The organism is Streptomyces sp. NPDC051987, assembly GCF_040680735.1.
GTDB lineage: Bacteria > Actinomycetota > Actinomycetes > Streptomycetales > Streptomycetaceae > Streptomyces.
The window spans coordinates 1-19134 of sequence record NZ_JBFAXI010000131.1 but is presented as its reverse complement, the minus strand read 5'-3'; the positions used below and the strand labels follow the sequence as shown (position 1 = coordinate 19134).

General features: G+C 70.1%; 23 protein-coding genes and 1 tRNA gene. 10 read left to right on the top strand and 14 right to left on the bottom strand.

From position 1 onward, the window contains the following. Window positions 1–217: 217 nt before the first annotated feature. Window positions 218–883, top strand: coding sequence for a restriction endonuclease (locus tag AB0M11_RS38325; protein WP_365713035.1), 666 nt, complete (start codon window positions 218–220; stop codon window positions 881–883). A 163-nt stretch (window positions 884–1046) separates the two neighbouring features. On the opposite strand, the gene AB0M11_RS38320 is transcribed toward AB0M11_RS38325, so the two are convergent. Genes AB0M11_RS38320 through AB0M11_RS38295 form a run of 6 tightly spaced genes read right to left on the bottom strand, consistent with a single transcriptional unit; the run spans window position 1047 to window position 5216 of the window. After that, window positions 1047–1796 carry a class E sortase gene (locus tag AB0M11_RS38320; protein WP_365713033.1) on the bottom strand — a complete coding sequence of 250 codons (750 nt, stop codon included), beginning with the start codon at window positions 1794–1796 and terminating at the stop codon, window positions 1047–1049. A gap of 19 nt (window positions 1797–1815) precedes the next feature. Continuing rightward, a complete protein-coding gene (locus AB0M11_RS38315) occupies window positions 1816–2871 on the bottom strand; it encodes a class E sortase (protein ID WP_365713031.1) in 1056 nt (351 codons plus the stop codon). Further along, window positions 2868–3506: an aminodeoxychorismate/anthranilate synthase component II gene (locus AB0M11_RS38310; protein ID WP_365713029.1), complete on the bottom strand. Its 639-nt coding sequence runs from the start codon at window positions 3504–3506 to the stop codon at window positions 2868–2870. Before AB0M11_RS38310 ends, AB0M11_RS38315 begins: the two co-directional genes overlap by 4 nt. Then, window positions 3503–3664 (bottom strand): hypothetical protein, encoded by a 162-nt coding sequence (locus AB0M11_RS38305; protein ID WP_099930115.1) that lies wholly within the window; start codon window positions 3662–3664, stop codon window positions 3503–3505. The genes AB0M11_RS38310 and AB0M11_RS38305 overlap by 4 nt, the downstream gene beginning before the upstream one ends. Before the next feature lie 52 nt (window positions 3665–3716). Then, window positions 3717–4400 carry a class E sortase gene (locus tag AB0M11_RS38300; RefSeq protein ID WP_365713027.1) on the bottom strand — a complete coding sequence of 228 codons (684 nt, stop codon included), beginning with the start codon at window positions 4398–4400 and terminating at the stop codon, window positions 3717–3719. Between the two features lie 27 nt (window positions 4401–4427). After that, on the bottom strand, window positions 4428–5216 hold the full coding sequence (locus AB0M11_RS38295) for a DUF881 domain-containing protein (protein WP_365713025.1): 789 nt from the start codon (window positions 5214–5216) through the stop codon (window positions 4428–4430). A gap of 153 nt (window positions 5217–5369) precedes the next feature. Between AB0M11_RS38295 and crgA the strand changes: the two genes are divergently transcribed. After that, entirely contained in the window at window positions 5370–5624 is a 255-nt protein-coding gene (gene crgA / locus AB0M11_RS38290; protein WP_046727637.1) for a cell division protein CrgA, read from the top strand. Window positions 5625–5900: 276 nt separating this feature from the next. Here the strand turns inward: crgA and AB0M11_RS38285 are convergent, their stop codons facing one another. Together AB0M11_RS38285 and AB0M11_RS38280 are read right to left on the bottom strand one after the other, a co-directional pair. Next, window positions 5901–6800, bottom strand: coding sequence for a rhomboid family intramembrane serine protease (locus tag AB0M11_RS38285; RefSeq protein ID WP_365713023.1), 900 nt, complete (start codon window positions 6798–6800; stop codon window positions 5901–5903). A gap of 98 nt (window positions 6801–6898) precedes the next feature. Then, a complete protein-coding gene (locus tag AB0M11_RS38280) occupies window positions 6899–7432 on the bottom strand; it encodes a peptidylprolyl isomerase (RefSeq protein ID WP_365713021.1) in 534 nt (177 codons plus the stop codon). A 291-nt stretch (window positions 7433–7723) separates the two neighbouring features. On the opposite strand from AB0M11_RS38280, the gene AB0M11_RS38275 reads away from it, so the two are divergent. Continuing rightward, on the top strand, window positions 7724–8419 hold the full coding sequence (locus AB0M11_RS38275; RefSeq protein WP_365713019.1) for a DUF5324 family protein: 696 nt from the start codon (window positions 7724–7726) through the stop codon (window positions 8417–8419). Between the two features lie 110 nt (window positions 8420–8529). On the opposite strand, the gene AB0M11_RS38270 is transcribed toward AB0M11_RS38275, so the two are convergent. After that, window positions 8530–8602 (bottom strand) — tRNA-Ala (locus tag AB0M11_RS38270). Window positions 8603–8744: 142 nt separating this feature from the next. On the opposite strand from AB0M11_RS38270, the gene AB0M11_RS38265 reads away from it, so the two are divergent. Both AB0M11_RS38265 and AB0M11_RS38260 read left to right on the top strand, forming a co-directional pair. Beyond that, window positions 8745–9293, top strand: a complete 549-nt coding sequence (locus tag AB0M11_RS38265; RefSeq protein ID WP_365713017.1) for a DNA-binding protein — start codon at window positions 8745–8747, stop codon at window positions 9291–9293. A gap of 163 nt (window positions 9294–9456) precedes the next feature. Continuing rightward, the gene (locus AB0M11_RS38260; protein ID WP_365713015.1) at window positions 9457–11130 is read left to right on the top strand and encodes a protein kinase; all 1674 of its coding nucleotides are present in this window, start codon (window positions 9457–9459) and stop codon (window positions 11128–11130) included. Here AB0M11_RS38260 and AB0M11_RS38255 read toward each other — a convergent pair. Together AB0M11_RS38255 and AB0M11_RS38250 are read right to left on the bottom strand one after the other, a co-directional pair. Next, window positions 11094–12356: a hypothetical protein gene (locus AB0M11_RS38255; RefSeq protein ID WP_365713013.1), complete on the bottom strand. Its 1263-nt coding sequence runs from the start codon at window positions 12354–12356 to the stop codon at window positions 11094–11096. The genes AB0M11_RS38260 and AB0M11_RS38255 overlap by 37 nt on opposite strands. 350 nt (window positions 12357–12706) lie before the next feature. After that, window positions 12707–12835, bottom strand: coding sequence for a DLW-39 family protein (locus AB0M11_RS38250; protein WP_003999697.1), 129 nt, complete (start codon window positions 12833–12835; stop codon window positions 12707–12709). A 350-nt stretch (window positions 12836–13185) separates the two neighbouring features. Between AB0M11_RS38250 and AB0M11_RS38245 the strand changes: the two genes are divergently transcribed. From AB0M11_RS38245 to AB0M11_RS38235, 3 genes are all read left to right on the top strand, one after another. After that, a complete protein-coding gene (locus tag AB0M11_RS38245) occupies window positions 13186–13536 on the top strand; it encodes a DUF6344 domain-containing protein (RefSeq protein WP_365713011.1) in 351 nt (116 codons plus the stop codon). A gap of 189 nt (window positions 13537–13725) precedes the next feature. Then, window positions 13726–14514: a GntR family transcriptional regulator gene (locus tag AB0M11_RS38240; protein ID WP_365713009.1), complete on the top strand. Its 789-nt coding sequence runs from the start codon at window positions 13726–13728 to the stop codon at window positions 14512–14514. Then, complete coding sequence (locus AB0M11_RS38235; RefSeq protein WP_365713007.1) at window positions 14511–15272, top strand: glycosyltransferase; 762 nt, start codon at window positions 14511–14513, stop codon at window positions 15270–15272. Before AB0M11_RS38240 ends, AB0M11_RS38235 begins: the two co-directional genes overlap by 4 nt. A gap of 31 nt (window positions 15273–15303) precedes the next feature. Here AB0M11_RS38235 and AB0M11_RS38230 read toward each other — a convergent pair whose 3' ends face one another. Genes AB0M11_RS38230 through AB0M11_RS38220 form a run of 3 tightly spaced genes read right to left on the bottom strand, consistent with a single transcriptional unit; the run spans window position 15304 to window position 17735 of the window. Further along, entirely contained in the window at window positions 15304–16248 is a 945-nt protein-coding gene (locus AB0M11_RS38230; protein ID WP_365713005.1) for an FkbM family methyltransferase, read from the bottom strand. A 3-nt stretch (window positions 16249–16251) separates the two neighbouring features. Continuing rightward, on the bottom strand, window positions 16252–16485 hold the full coding sequence (locus tag AB0M11_RS38225; RefSeq protein WP_365713003.1) for a ferredoxin: 234 nt from the start codon (window positions 16483–16485) through the stop codon (window positions 16252–16254). A gap of 38 nt (window positions 16486–16523) precedes the next feature. Beyond that, on the bottom strand, window positions 16524–17735 hold the full coding sequence (locus AB0M11_RS38220; protein WP_365713000.1) for an amidohydrolase family protein: 1212 nt from the start codon (window positions 17733–17735) through the stop codon (window positions 16524–16526). A 224-nt stretch (window positions 17736–17959) separates the two neighbouring features. Between AB0M11_RS38220 and AB0M11_RS38215 the strand changes: the two genes are divergently transcribed. After that, window positions 17960–18409, top strand: a complete 450-nt coding sequence (locus AB0M11_RS38215) for a DoxX family membrane protein (RefSeq protein WP_365712998.1) — start codon at window positions 17960–17962, stop codon at window positions 18407–18409. A gap of 150 nt (window positions 18410–18559) precedes the next feature. Then, a complete protein-coding gene (locus AB0M11_RS38210) occupies window positions 18560–19087 on the top strand; it encodes a hypothetical protein (protein ID WP_365712996.1) in 528 nt (175 codons plus the stop codon). The last annotated feature ends 47 nt before the right edge of the window (window positions 19088–19134 follow it).

The following is a 19134-nucleotide window of genomic DNA, read 5'->3' as shown; positions in this document are numbered from 1 at the left end:
ATCCAAACAAACCCCGCCCAAAACACACCGGGGGTAACAATTTGTGGGGGGGCAACTTGGGCCCCCCCCCCCCCCCCCCCCGGGGCCCCCCGCCCCCCCCCCGGCCGGGCGGGCCCCCGGGGCTCCGCCGTTGTCGGCACTCACACCATCCCGCACGCGAGTCCCCTCATCGCTCGCGTCCTCGTACGCCACCTCTCGTTGACCGGACGGGATGCACGTGACGACGGCGATGGTGGCGGCATACTTCGAGGTAGGGCTCGAAGCCGTCAAGTCACTGCTCAAGGATCACCGAGCGGAGCTGGAGACGAACGGCTACCGCCTCTTGGTCGGCGAAGAACTGAGGTCCTTCAAGAACCTCAGTGGGATCCAGTCACGCACACGGTCCCTTGCTCTCTTCTCCCGCCGAGCCGTCCTCAACGTCGCCATGCTCCTCCGCGACAGCGAAGTCGCACGTCAGGTCCGTGTCTACCTCCTCGACATGGAGTACCTGGCCCGCACACAGCCTGTGGAAAACCCCGCCCCGACAGACCTCAGCGCCCTCGACGACCGCATCGACCAGCGCATCACCCACATCCTCGGCAAGACCGTCGTCCCGATGTTCAACGCCCTCATCGCCTCAGCAGGCGAACACCGCCACGAGCTCATCGAGCTTCGGCAGGACATCGAGCACGTGGAACGCAGGCTGTGCCAGCACCACCGGCGCATCAGCTTCCTGGAGGAAGGACGCGCACCCGAAGTCGCCGCGGCGCTCAAAGGCATGACCTGGCAGGCACTCGAACGACACGTCGCCGATCTCCTGCGTCGCGACGGCTGCACGGACGTCGTCGTCCGACAGGCACCACGTGCAACTTCAGCAGCGAAGCCCCGGCCATCGCCAAACTGAGCGGGGTCGTCATGGTTGACCGCCACGATGTGGAGGCGTGGAGCGCGGGAGCGCCCCTCAAAGGCCTGAGGTGACCCCGAGCAACAAGGCCCGAAGCCGCAAGTCGTAGTTGCGGCTTCGGCCCTCCGCCATGCTAGGCGACAGGCCCCTGGAAGGAGGCCCGTCAGCGCAGTTCCTTCGGCGGTGTCCGGTTGCTGTCGACCTTCTGCACGCGGACCAGCTCCCCCCACACCACGTACCGGTACCGGCTCGTGTACACCGGCGTGCAGGTCGTCAGGGTGATGTAGTGGCCCGGCTTGGTCTTGCCGGACTCCTTGGGGATCTGGGAGAGGACCTTGACGTTGTACTTCGAGGTCTCGGGGAGGATGTCGTAGACCTTGTAGACGTACCAGTCGTCACGGGTCTCGAAGACGACCGGGTCGCCGACCTTCACCTTGTCGATGTTGTGGAACTTCGCGCCGTGGCCGTCCCGGTGGGCGGCGAGGGTGAAGTTGCCGGTCTTGCCGGCCGTGGGGAGCACGGCCTTGGCGGGGTCCGTGTAGTAGCCGGCCACACCGTTGTTCAGGACGTCCGTCGACGTGCCCTTCTCGACCAGGACCTCGCCGTTTTTCATCGACGGCACGTGCAGGAAACCGATGCCGTCCTTCGTGTTCAGCGCACCCGGGCCGGTGTCCCGCTGCGCCCACGAGTCGCGGACCTTGTCGCCCTCCCGGTCCGCCTTGCGGTCCGCGATCACGTTCGTCCACCACAACGAGTAGACGACGAACAGGCCGAGCAGCAGGCCCGCCGTGATGAGGAGTTCACCGAACACGCTGACCGCCGTCGCGATCCGGCCGGTGGGGCGCCGCCCCGGCACGGGCGCCGCGTCCGGCGCGTCGGTCTGCTCTTCGGTGTCGTCGGCGGTCGCTGCCACTGTTCCTCTGCCTCTGCCCTTACTCGACGAGCGCGTCAGGCTTGCCCTTGCTGCGCGGGCGTTCCTCGACCATCTTGCCCCACACGATCAACCGGTACTTGCTGGTGAACTCCGGCGTACACGTGGTCAGGGTGATGTAGCGGCCCGGCTTGGTGAAACCGGAACCCTTCGGGACCGGGTCCAGCACACTCACATTGCTCGGCGACGTCACCGGCAGCATCGACGTCACCTTGTACACGAAGTACTCGTCCTGCGTCTCGACCACCACGGCGTCACCGGGCACCAGCTTGTTGATGTACCGGAACGGCTCGCCGTGGGTGTTGCGGTGCGCGGCCAGACCGAAGTTGCCGGTCTTGTCCTGCGGCATGGCGGTCTTCAGCGCACCCTCGCCGTAGTGCCCGACCATGCCCTTGTCCAGGACCTTGGCGTTGCTGACGCCCTCGGCGATCGGCGCCACCACGTCGAGCTTGGGGATGTGCAGGATCGCGAAACCCTGGCCCGGCGCGAAGACACCCGGCGCCCGCTTGCCGCTCGCCCAGTCCTGCTGGAGGCTGCTGGCCTCCTTGCCGGCCTGCGCGTGCGCGCGCACGTTCGTCCACCACAGCTGATAGGTGACGAACAGCAGCATCAGCACACCGGTGGTGATGAACACCTCGCCTATCGCCCGGCTCGCCACCACCGCGGGGCCCGGCTTGCGCGCCCTCGCCTGCCGCCGCGCCTCGACCCGGGAGAGCGACCGCCCCGGAGCACCGCTCTCCTGCGACACCGCATCGTGGGACGCCGCCTCCGGCGGGCCGCCATGCCGCCCACCGCGCCGCTTGGCCGCCTTTCTGCGGGCCGCTCGGCCGCCTCCTGGGGTTCCCGTGCCAGAAAGGGCCGCTGTGCCCGCAGACGCCGACATAGGCAGCGGATCGGGGATCCGCAGCGCGACGGTCTCCTCGTCGATCGGCGGCAGATACGCCGTCCCGTCGCCGACGGGCGGCAGAAACGCCGTCCCCCCGAGCGCGCTCGACCCCTCGTACGGCTGATCCCCGTACGAGGCACCGGTCTCGCGCTCGGGGCGCAGCGCGGTCACGCCGAGGCCCTGCCCACCACCGGGGCGAGCCCCGCCGACCGCGCCACGGCTCCCTGGTCACCGCACTCCACCAGCCAGTTGGCCAGCATCCGGTGCCCGTGCTCGGTCAGCACCGACTCGGGATGGAACTGCACGCCCTCCACCGGGAGTTCGCGATGCCTGAGTCCCATGATGATCCCGTCGTGCGTCCGCGCGGTCACCTCCAGCTCGGCCGGCACCGTGGCCGGCTCGGCGGCCAGGGAGTGGTACCGAGTCGCCGTGAACGGCGACGGCAGGCCCGCGAAGACACCCTTGCCGCCATGCTCGACCAGCGAGGTCTTGCCGTGCAGCAGCTCGGGCGCCCGGTCCACCACACCGCCGTACGCCACCTGCATCGACTGCATGCCCAGGCAGACGCCGAAGACCGGGACACCGGTCGCGGCGCAGTGCCGGACCATCTCCACACAGACCCCGGCCTCCTCCGGCGTCCCCGGGCCCGGCGAGAGCAGCACACCGTCGAAGCCGTCCTGGGCGTGCGCCGTCGACACCTCGTCGTTGCGCAGCACCTCGCACTCGGCGCCCAGCTGGTACAGGTACTGGACCAGGTTGAAGACGAAGCTGTCGTAGTTGTCGACGACGAGAATCCGCGCACTCACTGGTTGTCCACCGTCACATCGTTGAAGGGCAGCAGCGGTTCGGCCCAGGGGAAGACGTACTGGAAGAGGACGTAGACCACGGCCAGCACCAGGAGCAGTGAGATCAGCGCCTTCACCCACGCGTTCCCTGGCAGATGCCGCCAGATCCAGCCGTACATGCCGTCCCTTCCGTTCCACCACGGCACCAGAATCCCGCCGTACTGCACCAGACTAACGGCGCAGCGCCTTGGGTCTGCCTGACTCCTCTGGCTGCGTGGAGTCCAAGTGCGCCCAGACGATCAGCCGGTGACTGTGCCCCCACTCGGGATCGCACGTGGTCAGCGTGAGATAGCGCCCGGGACGCGCATACCCCGACTTACGTGGGACAGGGTCGATCACTTCAACGTCCGTCGGAACTGTTTTGTAAGGGCCTTTGTCGATCCGATACGTGAACCAGGTCGTCCCGTCCGTCAGCACGATCGCATCGCCCACCTGGAGCTCAGGGAAGTCGAGGAAAGGATCACCGTAGGTGCGCCGATGCCCGGCGACCGCGAAGTTGCCCACCTGCCCCAGCCGGGCGGTCCGGGCGTAGTGGGCGAGCCCCTTCTTCAGCACATCGGTGCCGGTGCCTTCCAGGACCGGCTTGTTCCATGTGAAACCGAACCGGGGGATGTACATGATCGCGAAAGCCCTGCCGTAGTGGTACGCGGCGGGCTGTGCGGGTGCCGCGCTCGCCTTCGCCGTGGGGTGCACCGTGGCCTTGGCCGACCACTGCCGCTGCAGCTGGTCGATCTGGTCGTGCATCACGCTGTCGGCCTGCACGCCGGTCCAGAACAACACGTACCCGACGAACAGCACGATGAGCGTACCGACGGTGATGCAGAGCTCGCTGACGGTCCTGACGATCACACGCACCGGCGGCTCCAGAAAGTGACGAGCTGCTTACCCCACGGGCTTCGCGTAGTGCAGATCCACTGTGCCCGAGTAGCCCGGCAGAGTCACCGTCCCGTCCTCGGTCACTTTCCATCCGAGGCCGTACACGTTCACGTACACCATGTAGTTCTGGATGGCCTCGGAGTCCGCCAGCGACTTCTGCATCCTCGCCGGGTCACCGATCGCCTGGATCTTGTACGGCGGCGAGTAGACCCGCCCCTGGAGGATCAGCGTGTTGCCGACGCAGCGCACGGCGCTGGTGGAGATCAGCCGCTGGTCCATGACCTTGATGCCCTGGGCGCCGCCCTGCCACAGGGCGTTCACCACGGCCTGCAGGTCCTGCTGGTGGATGACCAGGTAGTCCGGCTGCGGCTCGGGGTAGCCGGGCAGCTTGGCGGTGGCGTTCGGCGGGGCGTCGTTGAGCGTGACGGTGATCGCCCTGCCGGTGAGCTTCTGGGTGCCCGCGGCCTTCTCCAGCCCGGCGAGCTTGTCGTCCTGGGCCTTGCTGGAGCCGTCGTCGCGCTCGGCGAGCTTCTCGTTCTGGTCCCGCGTGCTCGCGTTGGTCTCGTCCAGGTCCTTGTTCTTGCGGCTGCGCTCCTGGATCAGGTCGGAGAGCTTCAGCAGGTTGTCGTCCGATCGGATGTCGGTGCCCTTGGCCGTGTTGAAGCTGGTGAAGAAGAGCAGACCGGCGAGGGCGAAGACGCCCACGGTGAGAATCCGCAGCGGCCGGAAGCCGTTCCTGCGGTCCGGGCCGGCACCCGTTGATCCAGTCCCCTGGGAGTCGGCAGAATTGCTCAACGTACCCTTATCTCCTTCGGCGCCGCGGAAGCACTACGCTAACGGACGCCCGGGGGAGCGCTCAGCGTGCCCTTATCTGTCCCCTTGTACGCTGCCCCGAGCCCGACCCAGTTACCTGCGCGGCCACGCAGCGCATCGACAGGAGAGACCCTCGTGCCGAAGTCACGTATCCGCAAGAAGGCCGACTACACGCCGCCCCCGGCGAAGCAGGCGACGGCCATCAAGCTCAACAGCCGTGCCTGGGTCGCACCGGTGATGCTGGCCATGTTCCTCATCGGGCTGGCCTGGATCGTCGTCTTCTATGTGACCGACGGTTCGCTGCCGATCGACAGCCTCGACAACTGGAACATCGTGGTGGGCTTCGGCTTCATCGCGGCCGGCTTCGGCGTCTCCACACAGTGGAAGTAGCTCTGCCCAGGGTTATCCGCTGAGTTATCCACAGGCCTGTGCATGGACCTGGGGAAAAGACGACGATCTGTGGATAACCCGTTGGGCGTTGACGCCGGTACGACTACCACAACGCCTGCTGTACACGTACCCGCCCCCTCCCTGACCTGCGACAACGCAGGTGAGTAGGAGGGGGCGCACGTGTGCGGGCACGTTGTGCACAAGATCCGACACCAACTGTGGACAACGGTTCGGTATCGGTGCGGTGCGCTGCCCTGAGCAGGCGCCGGCTCCGGTTCAGGTGAGCTGCGCGGTCCGGATGACCGTGATCACCACGGCCACGACCAGCACGAGCGCACAGGTGCCGTACTGGATCAGATTCCGACGCTCGCGAGGGGCGTGGACCATCGCGTAGCCGGTGATGACACCGGCGACCAGGCCGCCGATGTGGGCCTGCCAGGCGATGCCGCCGCTGAAGGTGAAGATGAGGTTGATCACCAGCAGGGCGATGATCGGCCGCATGTCGTAGTTGAGGCGGCGAATCAGCACCGCCGTCGCGCCGAAGAGGCCGAAGATCGCGCCGGACGCGCCGAGCGAGGGCTGGTTCTGGGCGGCGAGCAGGTAGGTGAGGGCGCTGCCCGCCAGGCCGGAGACGAGGTAGAGCGTGATGTAGCGGGCGCGGCCGAGGGCGGCTTCCAGGGGGCCGCCGATCCACCAGAGACTGAGCATGTTGAACACGATGTGCATGGGGCTGGAGCTGTCATGCAGGAACATCGCGGTGAACATGCGGTAGTACTGGCCCTGGGCGATGCCCTCGACGTCGCCGTACTGCGGGAACCAGGCCTGGCCGATCAGGTCGAAGCGGTTGACGAAGCTGTCGCCGACGGAGAGCTCCACCAGGAAGACGGCGATGTTGATGCCGATGAGGATCTTGGTGAGCAGTCGGGGGTCGGCGGTCATGGTGCCGCCGGCGAGGGTGCGGGGCCGGGAGGCAGCAGGGGGCGGGCCGCCGTGGCCGTCGGTGGTGCCGCGGACGCATTCGGGGCACTGGAATCCCACGGAGGCGCTGACCATGCATTCGGGGCAGATGGGGCGCTCGCAGCGGGTGCAGCGCACGCCGGTCTCCCGGTCCGGGTGCCGGTAGCACTTGGGCAGGCTGTGGGCGTCGCGCGCGCTGCCTGTCGCCTGGTCCTCCATGAGGTCCCCTCGTTCGTCGTGGGCAGTGTTCCGCCCCGACCATCCTTACGGACGAGCGGGGCGTTTGGTTCCCTGCGGCTGTTTCCCGTTCGGGCCGGTCAGCCGGTGCGCTTCTCGACGACGACCGTCTGGAGGACGACATCGTTCACCGGGCGCTTGTTCGGGCCGCTGACGGGGACGGCGGCGATGCTGTCCACGACCTTCTGGCCGGCCGGGTCGACGACCTCGCCGAAGATGGTGTGCTTGCGGTTGAGGTGGGGCGCGGGGTTGACCGTGATGAAGAACTGGGAGCCGTTGGTGCGCGGGCCGGCGTTGGCCATGGCGAGCAGGTAGGGGCGGTCGAAGCGCAGGTCGGGGTGGAATTCGTCCTCGAACTTGTAGCCGGGGCCGCCGATGCCGGTGCCGAGCGGGTCGCCGCCCTGGATCATGAAGCCGCTGATCACGCGGTGGAAGACCGTGCCGTCGTACAGCGGGTCGGTGGAGACGGCGCCGGTGGCGGGGTGGGTCCACTCACGTTCGCCCTGTGCCAGTTCGACGAAGTTCCTGACCGTTTTGGGCGCGTGGTTCGGGAAGAGCCGGACCTCGATGTCGCCGAGGCTGGTCTTCAGAGTGGCGTAGAGGTGCTCGGCCACGGGCCGCCTTCCGTTGTGCTCGGATTTCAGTGCCCCGATCCTCGCACGGTACGGCAGGTCGGACGCCTGCCCGGGGCTTGAGGACCGGAATCCTCACGAATCACTTGCGGAACCCCTTCTGTCGTGCGGGGGCGCGTGGCGGCGATCCGTGGCATTGTCGTCGACAAGCCCCTCTTAGCTCTGGTTGCACCCGTATGCCCGTCCTCGCGCGCCGCTCGGCCCGCGGACAGGCATGATCCGTAAAAGGGTGGAAAGTCGAAATACCGTACGCCACCGAGGAGGAGGAAACCCGTGACCCGCAAAGACAGCGTGCGCGCCGCGACCAGTTCGGCGAAGGAGAGCGTGCGGCACGCCGCGGAAGCGGTGGCGCCCTACGCCGACACGGCCAAGGAGCGTGCCGCGTACTACGCGCAGGAGGCACGCGTACGGCTCGCGCCCGTGGTGTCGCAGGCCGCCGAGCAGGCCCGCGTGCAGTACGACGCCCGTCTCGTGCCGCGCTTGGAGCAGGCTCGCGCCCACGTGCCGCCGATGGTGGACCAGGCCGCGCACGACGCCGCCGATCTGACCCGCAAGGCGGCTCGGCAAGCCGCCGACTACTCGCGTCCGAGGATCGAGCAGGCGGTGGCGGCGGCCGGTCCGGTCCGTGAGGAGGCCACTGCCCGGGGTGCTGCCGCGCTGGCAGCGCTTCGGGGCAATGTCTCCGCCAAGGACATCGAGCGGCTGGCGCGTCGGAATCAGCGGCGTTCGGCGTGCGGCCGTGCGTTCAAGGCGTTCGCCGTGGCCGGTGTGGTGGCCGGTGCGGCTTTCGCCGCCTGGAAGTGGTGGGACAAGCAGGCCAACCCCGACTGGCTGGTGGAACCTCCGGCTGCGACGGAGGTTCCGGATCCGGGCCGCCTGAACTCGGTGGACGGCAGCTCTTCCCTTGACCCCGAGGTGCAGGCCAAGGAGGCGGAGGAGCAGACGCCTCCGAACGACGAGAAGCGGTGACCCGGGCCACAGGTCGCGTTTCACGTGGAACCAGCTGGTGTTCCACGTGAAACCGGCCCTGGAAAAACAACCCCTCTGACCACGTTTGTGCTGGTCAGAGGGGTTTGTTGTGGAGCCTAGGGGAGTCGAACCCCTGACATCCGCCATGCAAAGACGGCGCTCTACCAACTGAGCTAAGGCCCCGGCGCAGACCAGAGTACCGGGTCACCCCCCGTACCTCGCAAAAAGATTGGGGGTCCCCGCAGATGACCACTCTCCGTAAGATGCTCGACGGGGTTCGCTGTAGCGAACCGTGGTTTTTTTGGGGAAGCGATGGGGAGACGCAATGGACGCCGCACAGCAGGAAGCCACCGCCAGAGCGCGGGAGCTGCAGCGGAACTGGTACGGAGAGCCGTTGGGGGCGCTCTTCCGTAAGCTCATCGACGACCTGGGGCTCAACCAGGCACGTCTCGCGGCGGTCCTCGGACTGTCCGCGCCCATGCTGTCGCAGTTGATGAGCGGGCAGCGGGCGAAGATCGGCAATCCGGCCGTGGTCCAGCGGGTGCAGCTGCTCCAGGACCTCTCGGCGCAGGTCGCGGACGGCAGCGTGAGCGCGGCCGAGGCGACCGAGCGCATGGACGAGATCAAGAAGTCCCAGGGGGGCTCGGTGCTCAGCAACACCACGCAGACGACCAGCGGTTCGGGGGCGCCGACGGTCAAGCGGGTGGTCCGCGAGATCCAGTCGCTGCTGCGGTCGGTGGCCGCCGCCGGTGACATCATCGACGCTGCCGACTCGCTCGCTCCGACCCACCCGGAGCTGGCGGAGTTCCTCCGGGTCTACGGTGCCGGCCGCACCTCGGACGCGGTCACGCACTACCAGTCGCACCAGAGCTGAGCCGCGGCCCGGCGCACCGGAGGGGGTCCGGTGAACCGGGCGGGGCCAGTCCCTGGCGGAGGGGGTCGCGCGAGAGGGGTCGTATCGCTCATCGAGGGGAAGCAAGGGGGGTAACAGGCAAGGGGGGTGGCAGGGGGACCAGAGGGGGAGGGCACGGGCAGTCATGGGTGAGGTCTTCGCGGGCCGGTACGAACTGGCCGACCCGATCGGTCATGGCGGAGTGGGCGCCGTGTGGCGTGCCTGGGACCACCGGCGCAAGCGCTACGTGGCGGCCAAGGTGCTCCAGCAGAGCGACGCCCACGCGCTCCTGCGGTTCGTGCGAGAGCAGGCGCTGCGTATCGATCACCCTCATGTCCTGGCTCCGGCCAGTTGGGCCGCCGACGACGACAAGGTCCTGTTCACGATGGACCTGGTCGCCGGCGGCTCGCTGGTCCACCTCGTCGGGGACTACGGCCCGCTGCCCCCGCCGTTCGTCTGCACGCTCCTCGACCAGCTGCTCTCCGGCCTCGCCGCGGTGCACGCCGAGGACGTGGTGCACCGGGACATCAAGCCCGCCAACATCCTGCTGGAAGCGACCGGCACCGCCCGTCCGCGGTTGCGCCTGTCGGACTTCGGCATCGCCATGCGGCTCGGCGAGGCCCGGCTGACGGAGACCAACCTCGTGGTCGGCACGCCGGGTTACATCGCTCCCGAGCAACTCCTGGGCGCCGAGCCCGATTTCACGGCCGACCTGTTCGCCGTCGGTCTGGTCGCCCTCTATCTCCTGGAAGGCGCCAAGCCCGACGCCAAGGCGCTCGTCCAGTACTTCGCCGAGCACGGCACGCCGGGGGCGCCCAAGGGCATCCCGGATCCGCTCTGGGATGTCGTGGCCGGCCTGCTCCAGCCCGACCCCCGGGCCCGCTTCCGTACGGCCGTCGGAGCCCGCAGGGCCCTCGCTCAGGCCAGGGAACTGCTCCCGGAGGCGGACGACGACGACGCGATCGAGATCTTCGATCAACTGGGCCCACTGCCCCCCGGATTCGGGTCGGCGGGTCCGGTCCGGGTTGCTTCCGGAGTCGCTGCACGGCCTTCAGGAGAGCCCGGCGCACCGAGCGCGGAAACGCCGACCACGGGCGACGCGGCGGGTGCCACGGGCGCGGGGGCGCGGTCGGCGGGTGCCGCCGGGGCAACTCCGGGCCGGGAGACGGCCGGGACGTCGGCCGGTGCGTCGAGGACTGCCGAGTCGAGGACTGCCGAGGGGACGGCTGCGGGGACGGCTGCGGAAACGGGCCGAGGCGTGGACCCGGCTGTGGAATCCGGTGCGAACCCCACTGCGGGTTCGGCGCCCGCGGCGGCCGGGACCGGTGGCCTCGACAGGTCCTCGCCGGTCTCCGCCCCCGACGCTCCCAGCGGCCCCGACGCCCCCAGCGGCACCAACGGCACCAACGGCACCAACGGCGGAACCTCTTCTGCCCCCGTCTCCATGTCCGACACCGGCAGTTTCCGGCTCCCGCCTCCCCAGGCGCCGGTCACCTCCGCCCCCGCAGCGGTGGGACCCGAGCCTGAACCGCCCCGTCTCCCGTACGCCCAGCAGCAGGCCTACCCGGCCGCGCCGCAGCCCGTCGCGCCGTGGTCCGCCGCGCAGCCGCTCCCCCCGGTCCAGCCGCACACCGACACCACCACCGCCACCTACACCGCGCGTGACCGCCAGGCCCCGCCCGCGCCGTCGGTGCGCACGCACGGCCGGCGTCGGCGGCGGGCGCCCCGGCCCGGCCCTCCGGCCAGGGCGGCCGTGCCCATCCTCCTGCTCGCGCTGGTCTGTTACGCCGTCGGCTTCTGGGCGTTGGCCCGGATCTGAGCGCGCCGGGCGGTCAGGGTCCACACGCCCAGGACGAGCAGCAGAGCCGTGCCCGTGCCGATGCCGCCGGCCGCGAGCGCCCGCATCGCCGTGCGGCCGTCGCCGGCCGCCGTCGCGAGGCCCTCCCGAACCGTGGACACGTCGAAGACGCCCTTGGGTACCGGCGAACCGGTGTACGTGGGGCCGGAGTTCGCGGTGCCGTCGACGCGGACCCGGAGGGTGACGCCGTACGGCCCCTTGCCGAAGGTGTCCGCGGTCTGCCCGGTGAGGTGGACGACGAGGTAGTAGGCGCCGGCGAAGCGGACGGCGCTCTGCATGCCGGAGCCGGCGTACCGGTTGGCGTACGCCACGGGTGGCAGGGGGTCCAGGGAGGACGACTTCTGCGTGCCGTCGTAGCCGAGGGAGACGTCGTCGACGTAGCCGCGGACGGGGTTGTAGAGGGAGAGGTTGAGTGCGGCGCTGACGTAGCCGTGGGCGTCGGCGCTGGTGCTGCCGAGGTCGACGGTGGCGTGCAGCTGCTGGCCCCAGTCGACCGGGACGGCGTAGTAGAGGGTCTGACCGGGCGTGATGTCGGTCCGCCAGACGCCCTGTTCCAGGGTGCGGGCGGTGGTGAAGCCGGCGCCCCCGGCGCGGCGGCGGGGTGTCGAGGTGAGCGGCTCGGGTGAGGCGGAGCTCCAGGCGTCGGGGGCGGTGGTGGCGCCGGTCCCGGCCAGGGCCGGTTCGGTGACGGGGGCGATCTCCAGGCCCCAGCTGCCCGGAGTCGTGGTCGTGGAGCCGGACAGGGCCCGCTCGACGACCAGGTAGTAGGTGCCGGCGTCCTTGCACAGCGCCTTGCCCGCGTCCCGCCGTCCCACCGCCGTGACCGGCCGGGGGCTGAGCCCGGCGCCGAAGCGGCCGCTGTCGTAGTCGCAGGCGGTGCCGTTGGCGTCCTGGATCGAGACCTCGACGCCGTCGCTGGCGGAGACGGTGGCGTCGGCGGGCGGAACGGCGGTGACGGGGACGTAGGCCGTGGTGTCGGCGGCGAGTTCGAGGCGGAAGTACAGCGATCCCTTGTCCGGGAGAGTGCTGCGGTAGGTCGTGCCGGGCGCCAGCGGTACCGCGTCCGTGGTCCCCGTGGCCCCGGTGACCGTGCGGGCGCCCGGAGCGAACGCGTACCCGCTGCCGCCGTCCGCGGAGGCTGCGGCGGGGAGCGTGGAGGAGGCCGCGGAGACCGTGGAGGAAGCCACGGAGACCGCGGAGGAAGCCGCTGAAGAGGCCGCGGCGGCCGTGGTGGCGGGCAGCAGTGCCGTCAGCAGCGCTGTCAGCGCGAGGGCGGCCGTCCCGCCGAGGCCTGGTCGTGCCGCCGTAGTACACCACCGCCGTATCACGCGCGCCCCCAGCCGTCGTCCGCCGGCCGCCCGGGTCACGGACCGGCCGGCCCCATACTGCCCCGCGCGCCCGCGCGCCACCCGGGGATCCGTACGACCGTCCGAAACGCCCCCCTCGCGGCACGGCCGCCCGCCGCCGGGGACGCCCCGCAACGCAAAACCCCGACCGCTCGGGCGGCCGGGGTCTCAGTCTCGTCTGTGGTCAGTACTCACGAACCCGTGGGCACGGAGTCAGTCGCCTCCGTCCACAGATCCTGCTCGGCGCGATCCGCCTGGATCTGGCGGTACACGAGGAGCCCGCCGATGGCGGCCAGTGCGACCAGGAGAAGCTTCTTCACCGCGCGACCTCGTCTCTTCCTTGACGTAGGGGACCTCTGGCGCCCGACTATACACACCGACCGATATCGATCGGTGACCTGGCATCCGCCCCCAACTCCGGTCCGCCGCAAGGTGTTGCCCAAGGCCGAACCGCTCCGATCGGAGGGTGATCACACCTCCACGGACGGTTACTTTGCTCCCTCTCGACTGCCTTCACGGTGCTTTCTCCGGATTTTTCCCACTCCATGCACCCATCCGTGTGGTGTTCATCGGAACATCGACGCGCCACAGGCCGAGGTCCCCCACTTCGCGATCCCCATACACATCATGAGGAAAGTACGCAAATCGCCCAACCCGAAAGTGAGGGGCCATGGCCCGGAACTCCAAGGTCATGAAGCTGTGGACCGCCATCGTCACCGCCTTCCTCGCGCTCTGCACGGCGCTCGGATTCGTCTCCGCCGCCACTGCCACCGCCGCCGCCGCGGTACCGCAGACCGAGACCCCGCGCAACAGCACCGGCGAGGACCACAGCACGGACCGGGTGAGGATCCCGGCACAGAGCCACTGGCTCTGGTCCCACGCGAGGTCGCTGCCCCCCACGATGAAGCAGCGGATCCGGGCCGAGGCCCACGGCAAGACCCCCAGCTGCCGCCACCGCCCCCTGGACACCACCGAGTCGGAGACCCCGGCCGACCCCCCCGCGGCACCGCTGGACTGCTGACCCCGCCGGTACAGACGGCTCGGACGCAACGGCGCAAGGGCGACTTGCGTACGTACCAGCGCCTACTGCGACACAGACCCGTGACCGGGAGCGATCCGGCCACGGGTCTCCGCACGTCCGGACACCCCGCGGCCTGGGACGGAGCTGCTCGACTCATCAACTCCTCTTCAGGAGTCGTAGCCTGATCGTGTGCCCAAGGCCTACGAGGAGATCGCCGACGACCTCCGCCGCGCCATCCGCGGTGGCACGCTCAGGCCCGGCGCCCGGCTGCCCTCCGAGGCGGAGCTGGCCCGGCGCCACGGCCGCAGCGTCCCCACCGTGCAGAACGCGCTGCGCCTGCTGAGCGCGGAGGGCCTCATCGACAGACGGCACGGCAGCGGCACCTTCGTGCGACGTCCGCGCACCCGCGCGGTCCGCGACAACGAACGGCACCAGTGGGAGAAGGACCGCGCCCTGATGCCGGAGGCCACCCGGGCCGAGACCGGCGCGACCGAGCGCGAGACCGGCCTGGTCATCGACGACCTGGTCTTCTTCGCCCGCTACCGCGAGCTGACCGCGCCCGCCGACCTCGCCGGCGTGTTCGGTGTGCCCGAGGGCACCCCGCTCCTGGAGCGCACCTACCGGACCCGGCACGCCGCCGAGACCGCTCCCTTCAGCCTGGTGACCTCCTACCTGGTCCGCGGCATGATCGCGGCCAACCCGGATCTCCTGGACGAGACCAACGAACCCTGGCCGGGCGGCACCCAGAACCAGCTGCACACCGTCGGCATCGAGGTCGACCGCGTCGAGGAGCGCTTCACCGCCCGGCCGCCGACGCCCGAGGAGGCCCAGGAGCTGGACCTGCCGGCCGGCACCTCGGTGATCCTGCTGCACAAGCGCTCGTACGACATCCACGACCGGATCGTGGACATCACCACCGTCACGCTCCCCGGCGACCGCACCGAGCTGCTCTTCACCACACACCTGGAAAGGTGGTGACCGCCGCCGTGACCCGGCGCATCACCGTCGTCACCGCGGTCCACGCGCCGTCGGCCCGCTTCCTGCCCGAGGCCTACCAGTCGCTGTGCGAGCAGCGGCTGCCGGACGGGTGGGAGTGGCAGTGGCTGATCCAGCAGGACGGCCACGGCGACGAGGTCGGCCCGTTCGTCCCCGACGACACGCGGGTGTCCTTCCGGCAGGGCCGGGCCGGTGGTCCCGGGGTCGCCCGCACCATGGCGCTGGCCCGTGCGGAGGGGGCGTACGTCAAGGTCCTCGACGCCGACGACCAGCTCCTGCCGGGCGCGCTGGGCCGTGACCTGGCCGCGCTGGAGGGCCGCCCGGACCTCGGCTGGGCCACCTCACGGGCCCTGGACCTGCTGCCGGACGGCTCCACGACCGGCTTTCCGGGCGACCCGGAGGAGGGCCCGATCGAGCGCGGGACGGTGCTCGGCCACTGGTCGGCGAACGGCTTCCGCGCCCAGGTCCACCCGGCCACCCTCTTCGTCCGCCGCGACCTGCTGCTCGCCCTCGGCGGCTGGATGGCGCTGCCCGCCTCCGAGGACACCGGGCTGCTGCTCGCCCTCGACGCGGTGAGCCGGGGCTGGTTCTCGGCGGAGCCCGGACTGCTCTACCGCAAGTGGGAGGGCCAGGTCACCGGCCATCCCGCCCACCTCGACCCGGCGGAACGGGAGACCCGGATGGCCGTCGTGGCGGCTCGGGCGCGGGCGCTGGCGGAACTCGGCGGGCGGTACGGCTGACCTGCGCGATGCGACCCGCCGGCCAGGTCGCTCACAGGGTCGGCGCGTCCACGCGCGAGAACACCAGGTCGCTCTCCTCGCTGACCGGGCGGTCCCAGCGGACCGGGACCACCGGTTCGCCGTACAGGGCGCGGGGGTAGCTGTCGGCCGCGTAGCTGTTGGCGAGCCGGTAGACGTGGTAGCCGGCGTCCCTCATGGTGCGCAGCAGGTCGTCCGCGCTGTCGCCCAGCCGGGCCATCCGGTCGGGGGTGACCTCGACGGTGATCTCGGCGTCCGGGCGCAGCTTCTCCAGCAGCGGCGCGAGCCCCCGCACCACCGCGCCCTCGGCGCCCTCGACGTCGATCTTGATGACCCGCGCGGTCTCGATCTCCTCCGGCCGGAGCAGCTCGGGCAGCGGCACGGCCTCGATGTCGAAGCTGGACTCGGCCGGGCCGTCCCACGGGACGATGCTGTTGGCGCCCATGTTGCGGGAGCTGGCCAGCACGAAGGTGAGGGTGCGGTGGGTGTCGGAGACCGCGGCGTTGAGCGCGCGGATGTTCCGGCAGCCGTTGAGCGCGCTCTGCTGTTCGAGGCGGCGGTGGAAGTCGGGGGAGGCCTCGACGGCCACGACCCGGCCCTGCTCGCCGACCAGGCCGGAGGCGAGCACGCTGAAGACGCCGATGTTGGCCCCGACGTCGACGAAGCAGTCCCCGGGCGCCAGCCGGCCGCGCAGCCAGCGGGTCATGTGCGGTTCCCAGACCCCGAAGAGGTAGAGGTAGCGCTGGATGAGGTCCTGGGTGTCGACCGCGAACCGGGCGCCGGAGAGCGTCTCGACGACGCGTCGCCGGGGGTGGTCGCGCAGGTAGGGGTTGAGCGCGCGGGCCGCGAGGGTCTTGCCCCAGGGGCGCGGGAAGTATCGGACGTAGCGGCGGCCGAGCGTGGCCAGGAGTTCGGTGACTTCGGTGAGTCCGGTGAGTCCGGTGGGGGCGCTGCTCATCCGCTAGTCGGTGACCCTTCGGCCGTCGATCCGGATCGCCTGCGACGGGCAGCGCTCGGCGATGTCCCGGATCAGTTCGTCGTCGTTGCCGGACTCCCCGGAGTCCCCGGACACGCCGAAGTCCTCGCGTCCGGGCAGGACGAAACCGTACCCGTCCTCGAAGCCGAACACACCGGGCGCCCGGAACGCACACTCACCCGACCCGTAACAGACATCGGCGTCGACGGAGACCTTCATGGAAGGTCCCCTGCCCAGCGGAGCACCCGCTGAACCGGCTACGTGAACGGCAGCTCCAGCATCCGGATGGCGTTGCCGCGCAGCAGCTTGTACGCCACCTCCGGCGTCAGGCCGCCGACGTGCTCCTGCGCCACCCGCTTGGTCTCCGGCCAGGTCGAGTCGACGTGCGGATAGTCCGTCTCGAAGGTCGCGTTGTCCACACCGACCGTCTCGATCGCCTCGATGCCGTGCCGGTCGCGGAAGAAGCAGCAGAAGATCTGCCGGTAGTAGTACGTCGAGGGCGGCTCGGGGATCAGGTCCTTCACCCCGCCCCAGGCTCGGTGCTCCTCCCAGACGTCGTCGGCGCGCTCCAGGGCGTACGGGATCCAGCCCATCTGGCCCTCGCTGTACGCGAGTTTCAGCCGGGGGAACTTCACCAGGACCCCGGAGAAGAGGAAGTCCATCATCGAGGCCATGGCGTTGTTGAAGCTGAGCGAGGCCTGCACGGCGGGCGGGGCGTCCGGGGAGGCGGCCGGCATCTGGGAGCTCGACCCGATGTGCATGTTGACGACCGTCCCGGTCTCCTCGCAGGCCGCGAAGAACGGGTCCCAGTAGCCGGAGTGGATGGACGGCAGGCCCAGGTAGGTGGGGATCTCGCTGAAGGTGACCGCCCTGACGCCCCGCGCGGCGTTGCGCCGGATCTCGGCGACGGCCAGATCCACGTCCCACAGCGGGATCAGGCACAGCGGGATCAGCCGGCCGCCGCTGTCCCCGCACCACTCCTCGACCATCCAGTCGTTGTAGGCGCGGACGCAGGCCAGCGCGACCTCCTTGTCCTCGGCCTCGGCGAAGGTCTGGCCGCAGAACCGGGGGAAGGTGGGGAAGCAGAGGGAGGCCTCGACATGGTTCATGTCCATGTCCTCCAGGCGGGCCTTGGGGTCCCAGCAGCCACGCCGCATCTGCTCCCGGGTGATGCCGTCGAGCGTCATCTCGTCCCGGGAGAAGCCGACGGCGGCGATGATCCGCTTGTACGGGAAGAGCAGTCCCTCGTACTCCCACCAGTCGGTGATCTGGCCCTCGGGGTCGGTGGTGAAGCGGTACTTGCCGCCGACGTAGGCGAGTTCGCCGATGCCGGCGGTGAAGGGCCTGGGCCCCTTGTCGCGGTACTTGCCCGGCAGCCACTTCTCGAAGAGGTGCGCGGGTTCGATCACGTGGTCGTCCACGCTGATGACCCTGGGCAGATCCTGGGTGCCGGTCGCGCTCTCTGCCATGCCTACCCCCTGCTGCCTGCGGAGTTCTCCACTTATCTGACGGACCATCAGATACGCCGTCGGCATTCAGGCTAGGCCCAGGAGCCCGCACCAGCAAGGCCGTCCGCATGCCGTACGCCCCCCGCCGCCGGAGTTCACGCCATCGCACCCCTTGCGACGCGCGCCGCCTTCCGCTGAACTGACGGACCGTCAGGTAATACGCGGGGATCCGGGGAGGGTGCGGGATGCGATCAGCCTTGCTGAGCGGTGCCGAATGGTTCGCAGTGCTCCGCATGGGGCTTGGCCTGTGGTGGCTGGAGAGCTGGCGGCACAAGGACAAGAAGCAGTGGTTCGGCGGCGGGGGCATCCGGTGGGCGGCCGGTGTCGCGGAGAAGCACCGCTGGCCCGTGGTGCGACGGGGCTTCGACACCGTCGTCGCGCCGCGCCCCCGACTGATGGCCTACGTCGTCGCCTACGCGGAACTGTCCCTGGGCCTCGGCCTGGTCTCCGGCTTCCTCACTCCGATCGCGCTGGCGGCCGGGTTCCTGCTCAATCTGATCTACCTGGTCCTCATGATCCACGACTGGGCGGAACAGGGACAGAACCTGATGATGGCCCTGATCTCCCTGGTCGGCCTCTTCGCGATCAGCTGGCAGAGCTGGTCGGTGGACTCGGCTCTGGGCCTGTTCGGTTGACCGACCGGCGCAGCGCCCCGAAGGAACGCGGGAAACCGCGCGCCGGCCGGCCACAGGGGCCGGCGCCCCGAAGGGGCGCGGGGAACTGCGCGCCCAGCCCCCACCCACCCGCAGCGCCCGTCTCACAGCACTCCCCCCGAGGAGGCCCAGATGACGACCGACGACTCTCCAACCGACCCCTCTCCAACCGACCTCTCGTCGGCCACCCCCTCTTCCGCAGGCACCCTGAGAACGCTGCACTCGGCACGCGCCCGCAGCGCCTACGACCGTGCGGTGGCCGCCTGCCGCCACGCGGGAATCGATCCCGAAGCGGCCCAGACCGTCCCCACGGATCCGGTCGGCCGAGTCGCCAACGCGCTCCGGCTGTCGGCCCACTCCCTCACCGCCCTTGCCGCCACGACCCCCGACCCCGCCGCGGACGCCCGCTGCGCGCGCAACGCCGCCGCCACCGCGGCACTGGCCGCGCAGGTGGCCGCACAACTGGCCCCGCAGAGGAGCGGCTCCCTGGACGGCCACCCCGCAACGGCGACGGCCCTGCGCGCCGCCCTCACCGCGTCCCAGGCGGCCGCGAACGCGGCAGGCGGCACGGCGGCGGGACAGGACACGGCGCTGAACGCGATCGCCGACGACGCCGAGAAGCGCGCGGTCGAGGCCGCGCGGTCGGCGGGCTGGGTGTGATCCCGTGCCGTTCGGCACCGGTCCCTCCCCACGTGGGGACCGGTGCC

Bases quoted from the DNA above. Each gene is read 5' to 3' on its own strand.
- AB0M11_RS38305 (WP_099930115.1), bottom strand. From the start codon at position 3,664: ATGTACGGCTGGATCTGGCGGCATCTGCCAGGGAACGCGTGGGTGAAG.
- AB0M11_RS38285 (WP_365713023.1), bottom strand. From the start codon at position 6,800: ATGGAGGACCAGGCGACAGGCAGCGCGCGCGACGCCCACAGCCTGCCC.
- AB0M11_RS38265 (WP_365713017.1), top strand. From the start codon at position 8,745: ATGGACGCCGCACAGCAGGAAGCCACCGCCAGAGCGCGGGAGCTGCAG.
- AB0M11_RS38260 (WP_365713015.1), top strand. From the start codon at position 9,457: ATGGGTGAGGTCTTCGCGGGCCGGTACGAACTGGCCGACCCGATCGGT.
- AB0M11_RS38245 (WP_365713011.1), top strand. From the start codon at position 13,186: ATGGCCCGGAACTCCAAGGTCATGAAGCTGTGGACCGCCATCGTCACC.
- AB0M11_RS38230 (WP_365713005.1), bottom strand. From the start codon at position 16,248: ATGAGCAGCGCCCCCACCGGACTCACCGGACTCACCGAAGTCACCGAA.
- AB0M11_RS38225 (WP_365713003.1), bottom strand. From the start codon at position 16,485: ATGAAGGTCTCCGTCGACGCCGATGTCTGTTACGGGTCGGGTGAGTGT.
- AB0M11_RS38220 (WP_365713000.1), bottom strand. From the start codon at position 17,735: ATGGCAGAGAGCGCGACCGGCACCCAGGATCTGCCCAGGGTCATCAGC.
- AB0M11_RS38215 (WP_365712998.1), top strand. From the start codon at position 17,960: ATGCGATCAGCCTTGCTGAGCGGTGCCGAATGGTTCGCAGTGCTCCGC.
- AB0M11_RS38210 (WP_365712996.1), top strand. From the start codon at position 18,560: ATGACGACCGACGACTCTCCAACCGACCCCTCTCCAACCGACCTCTCG.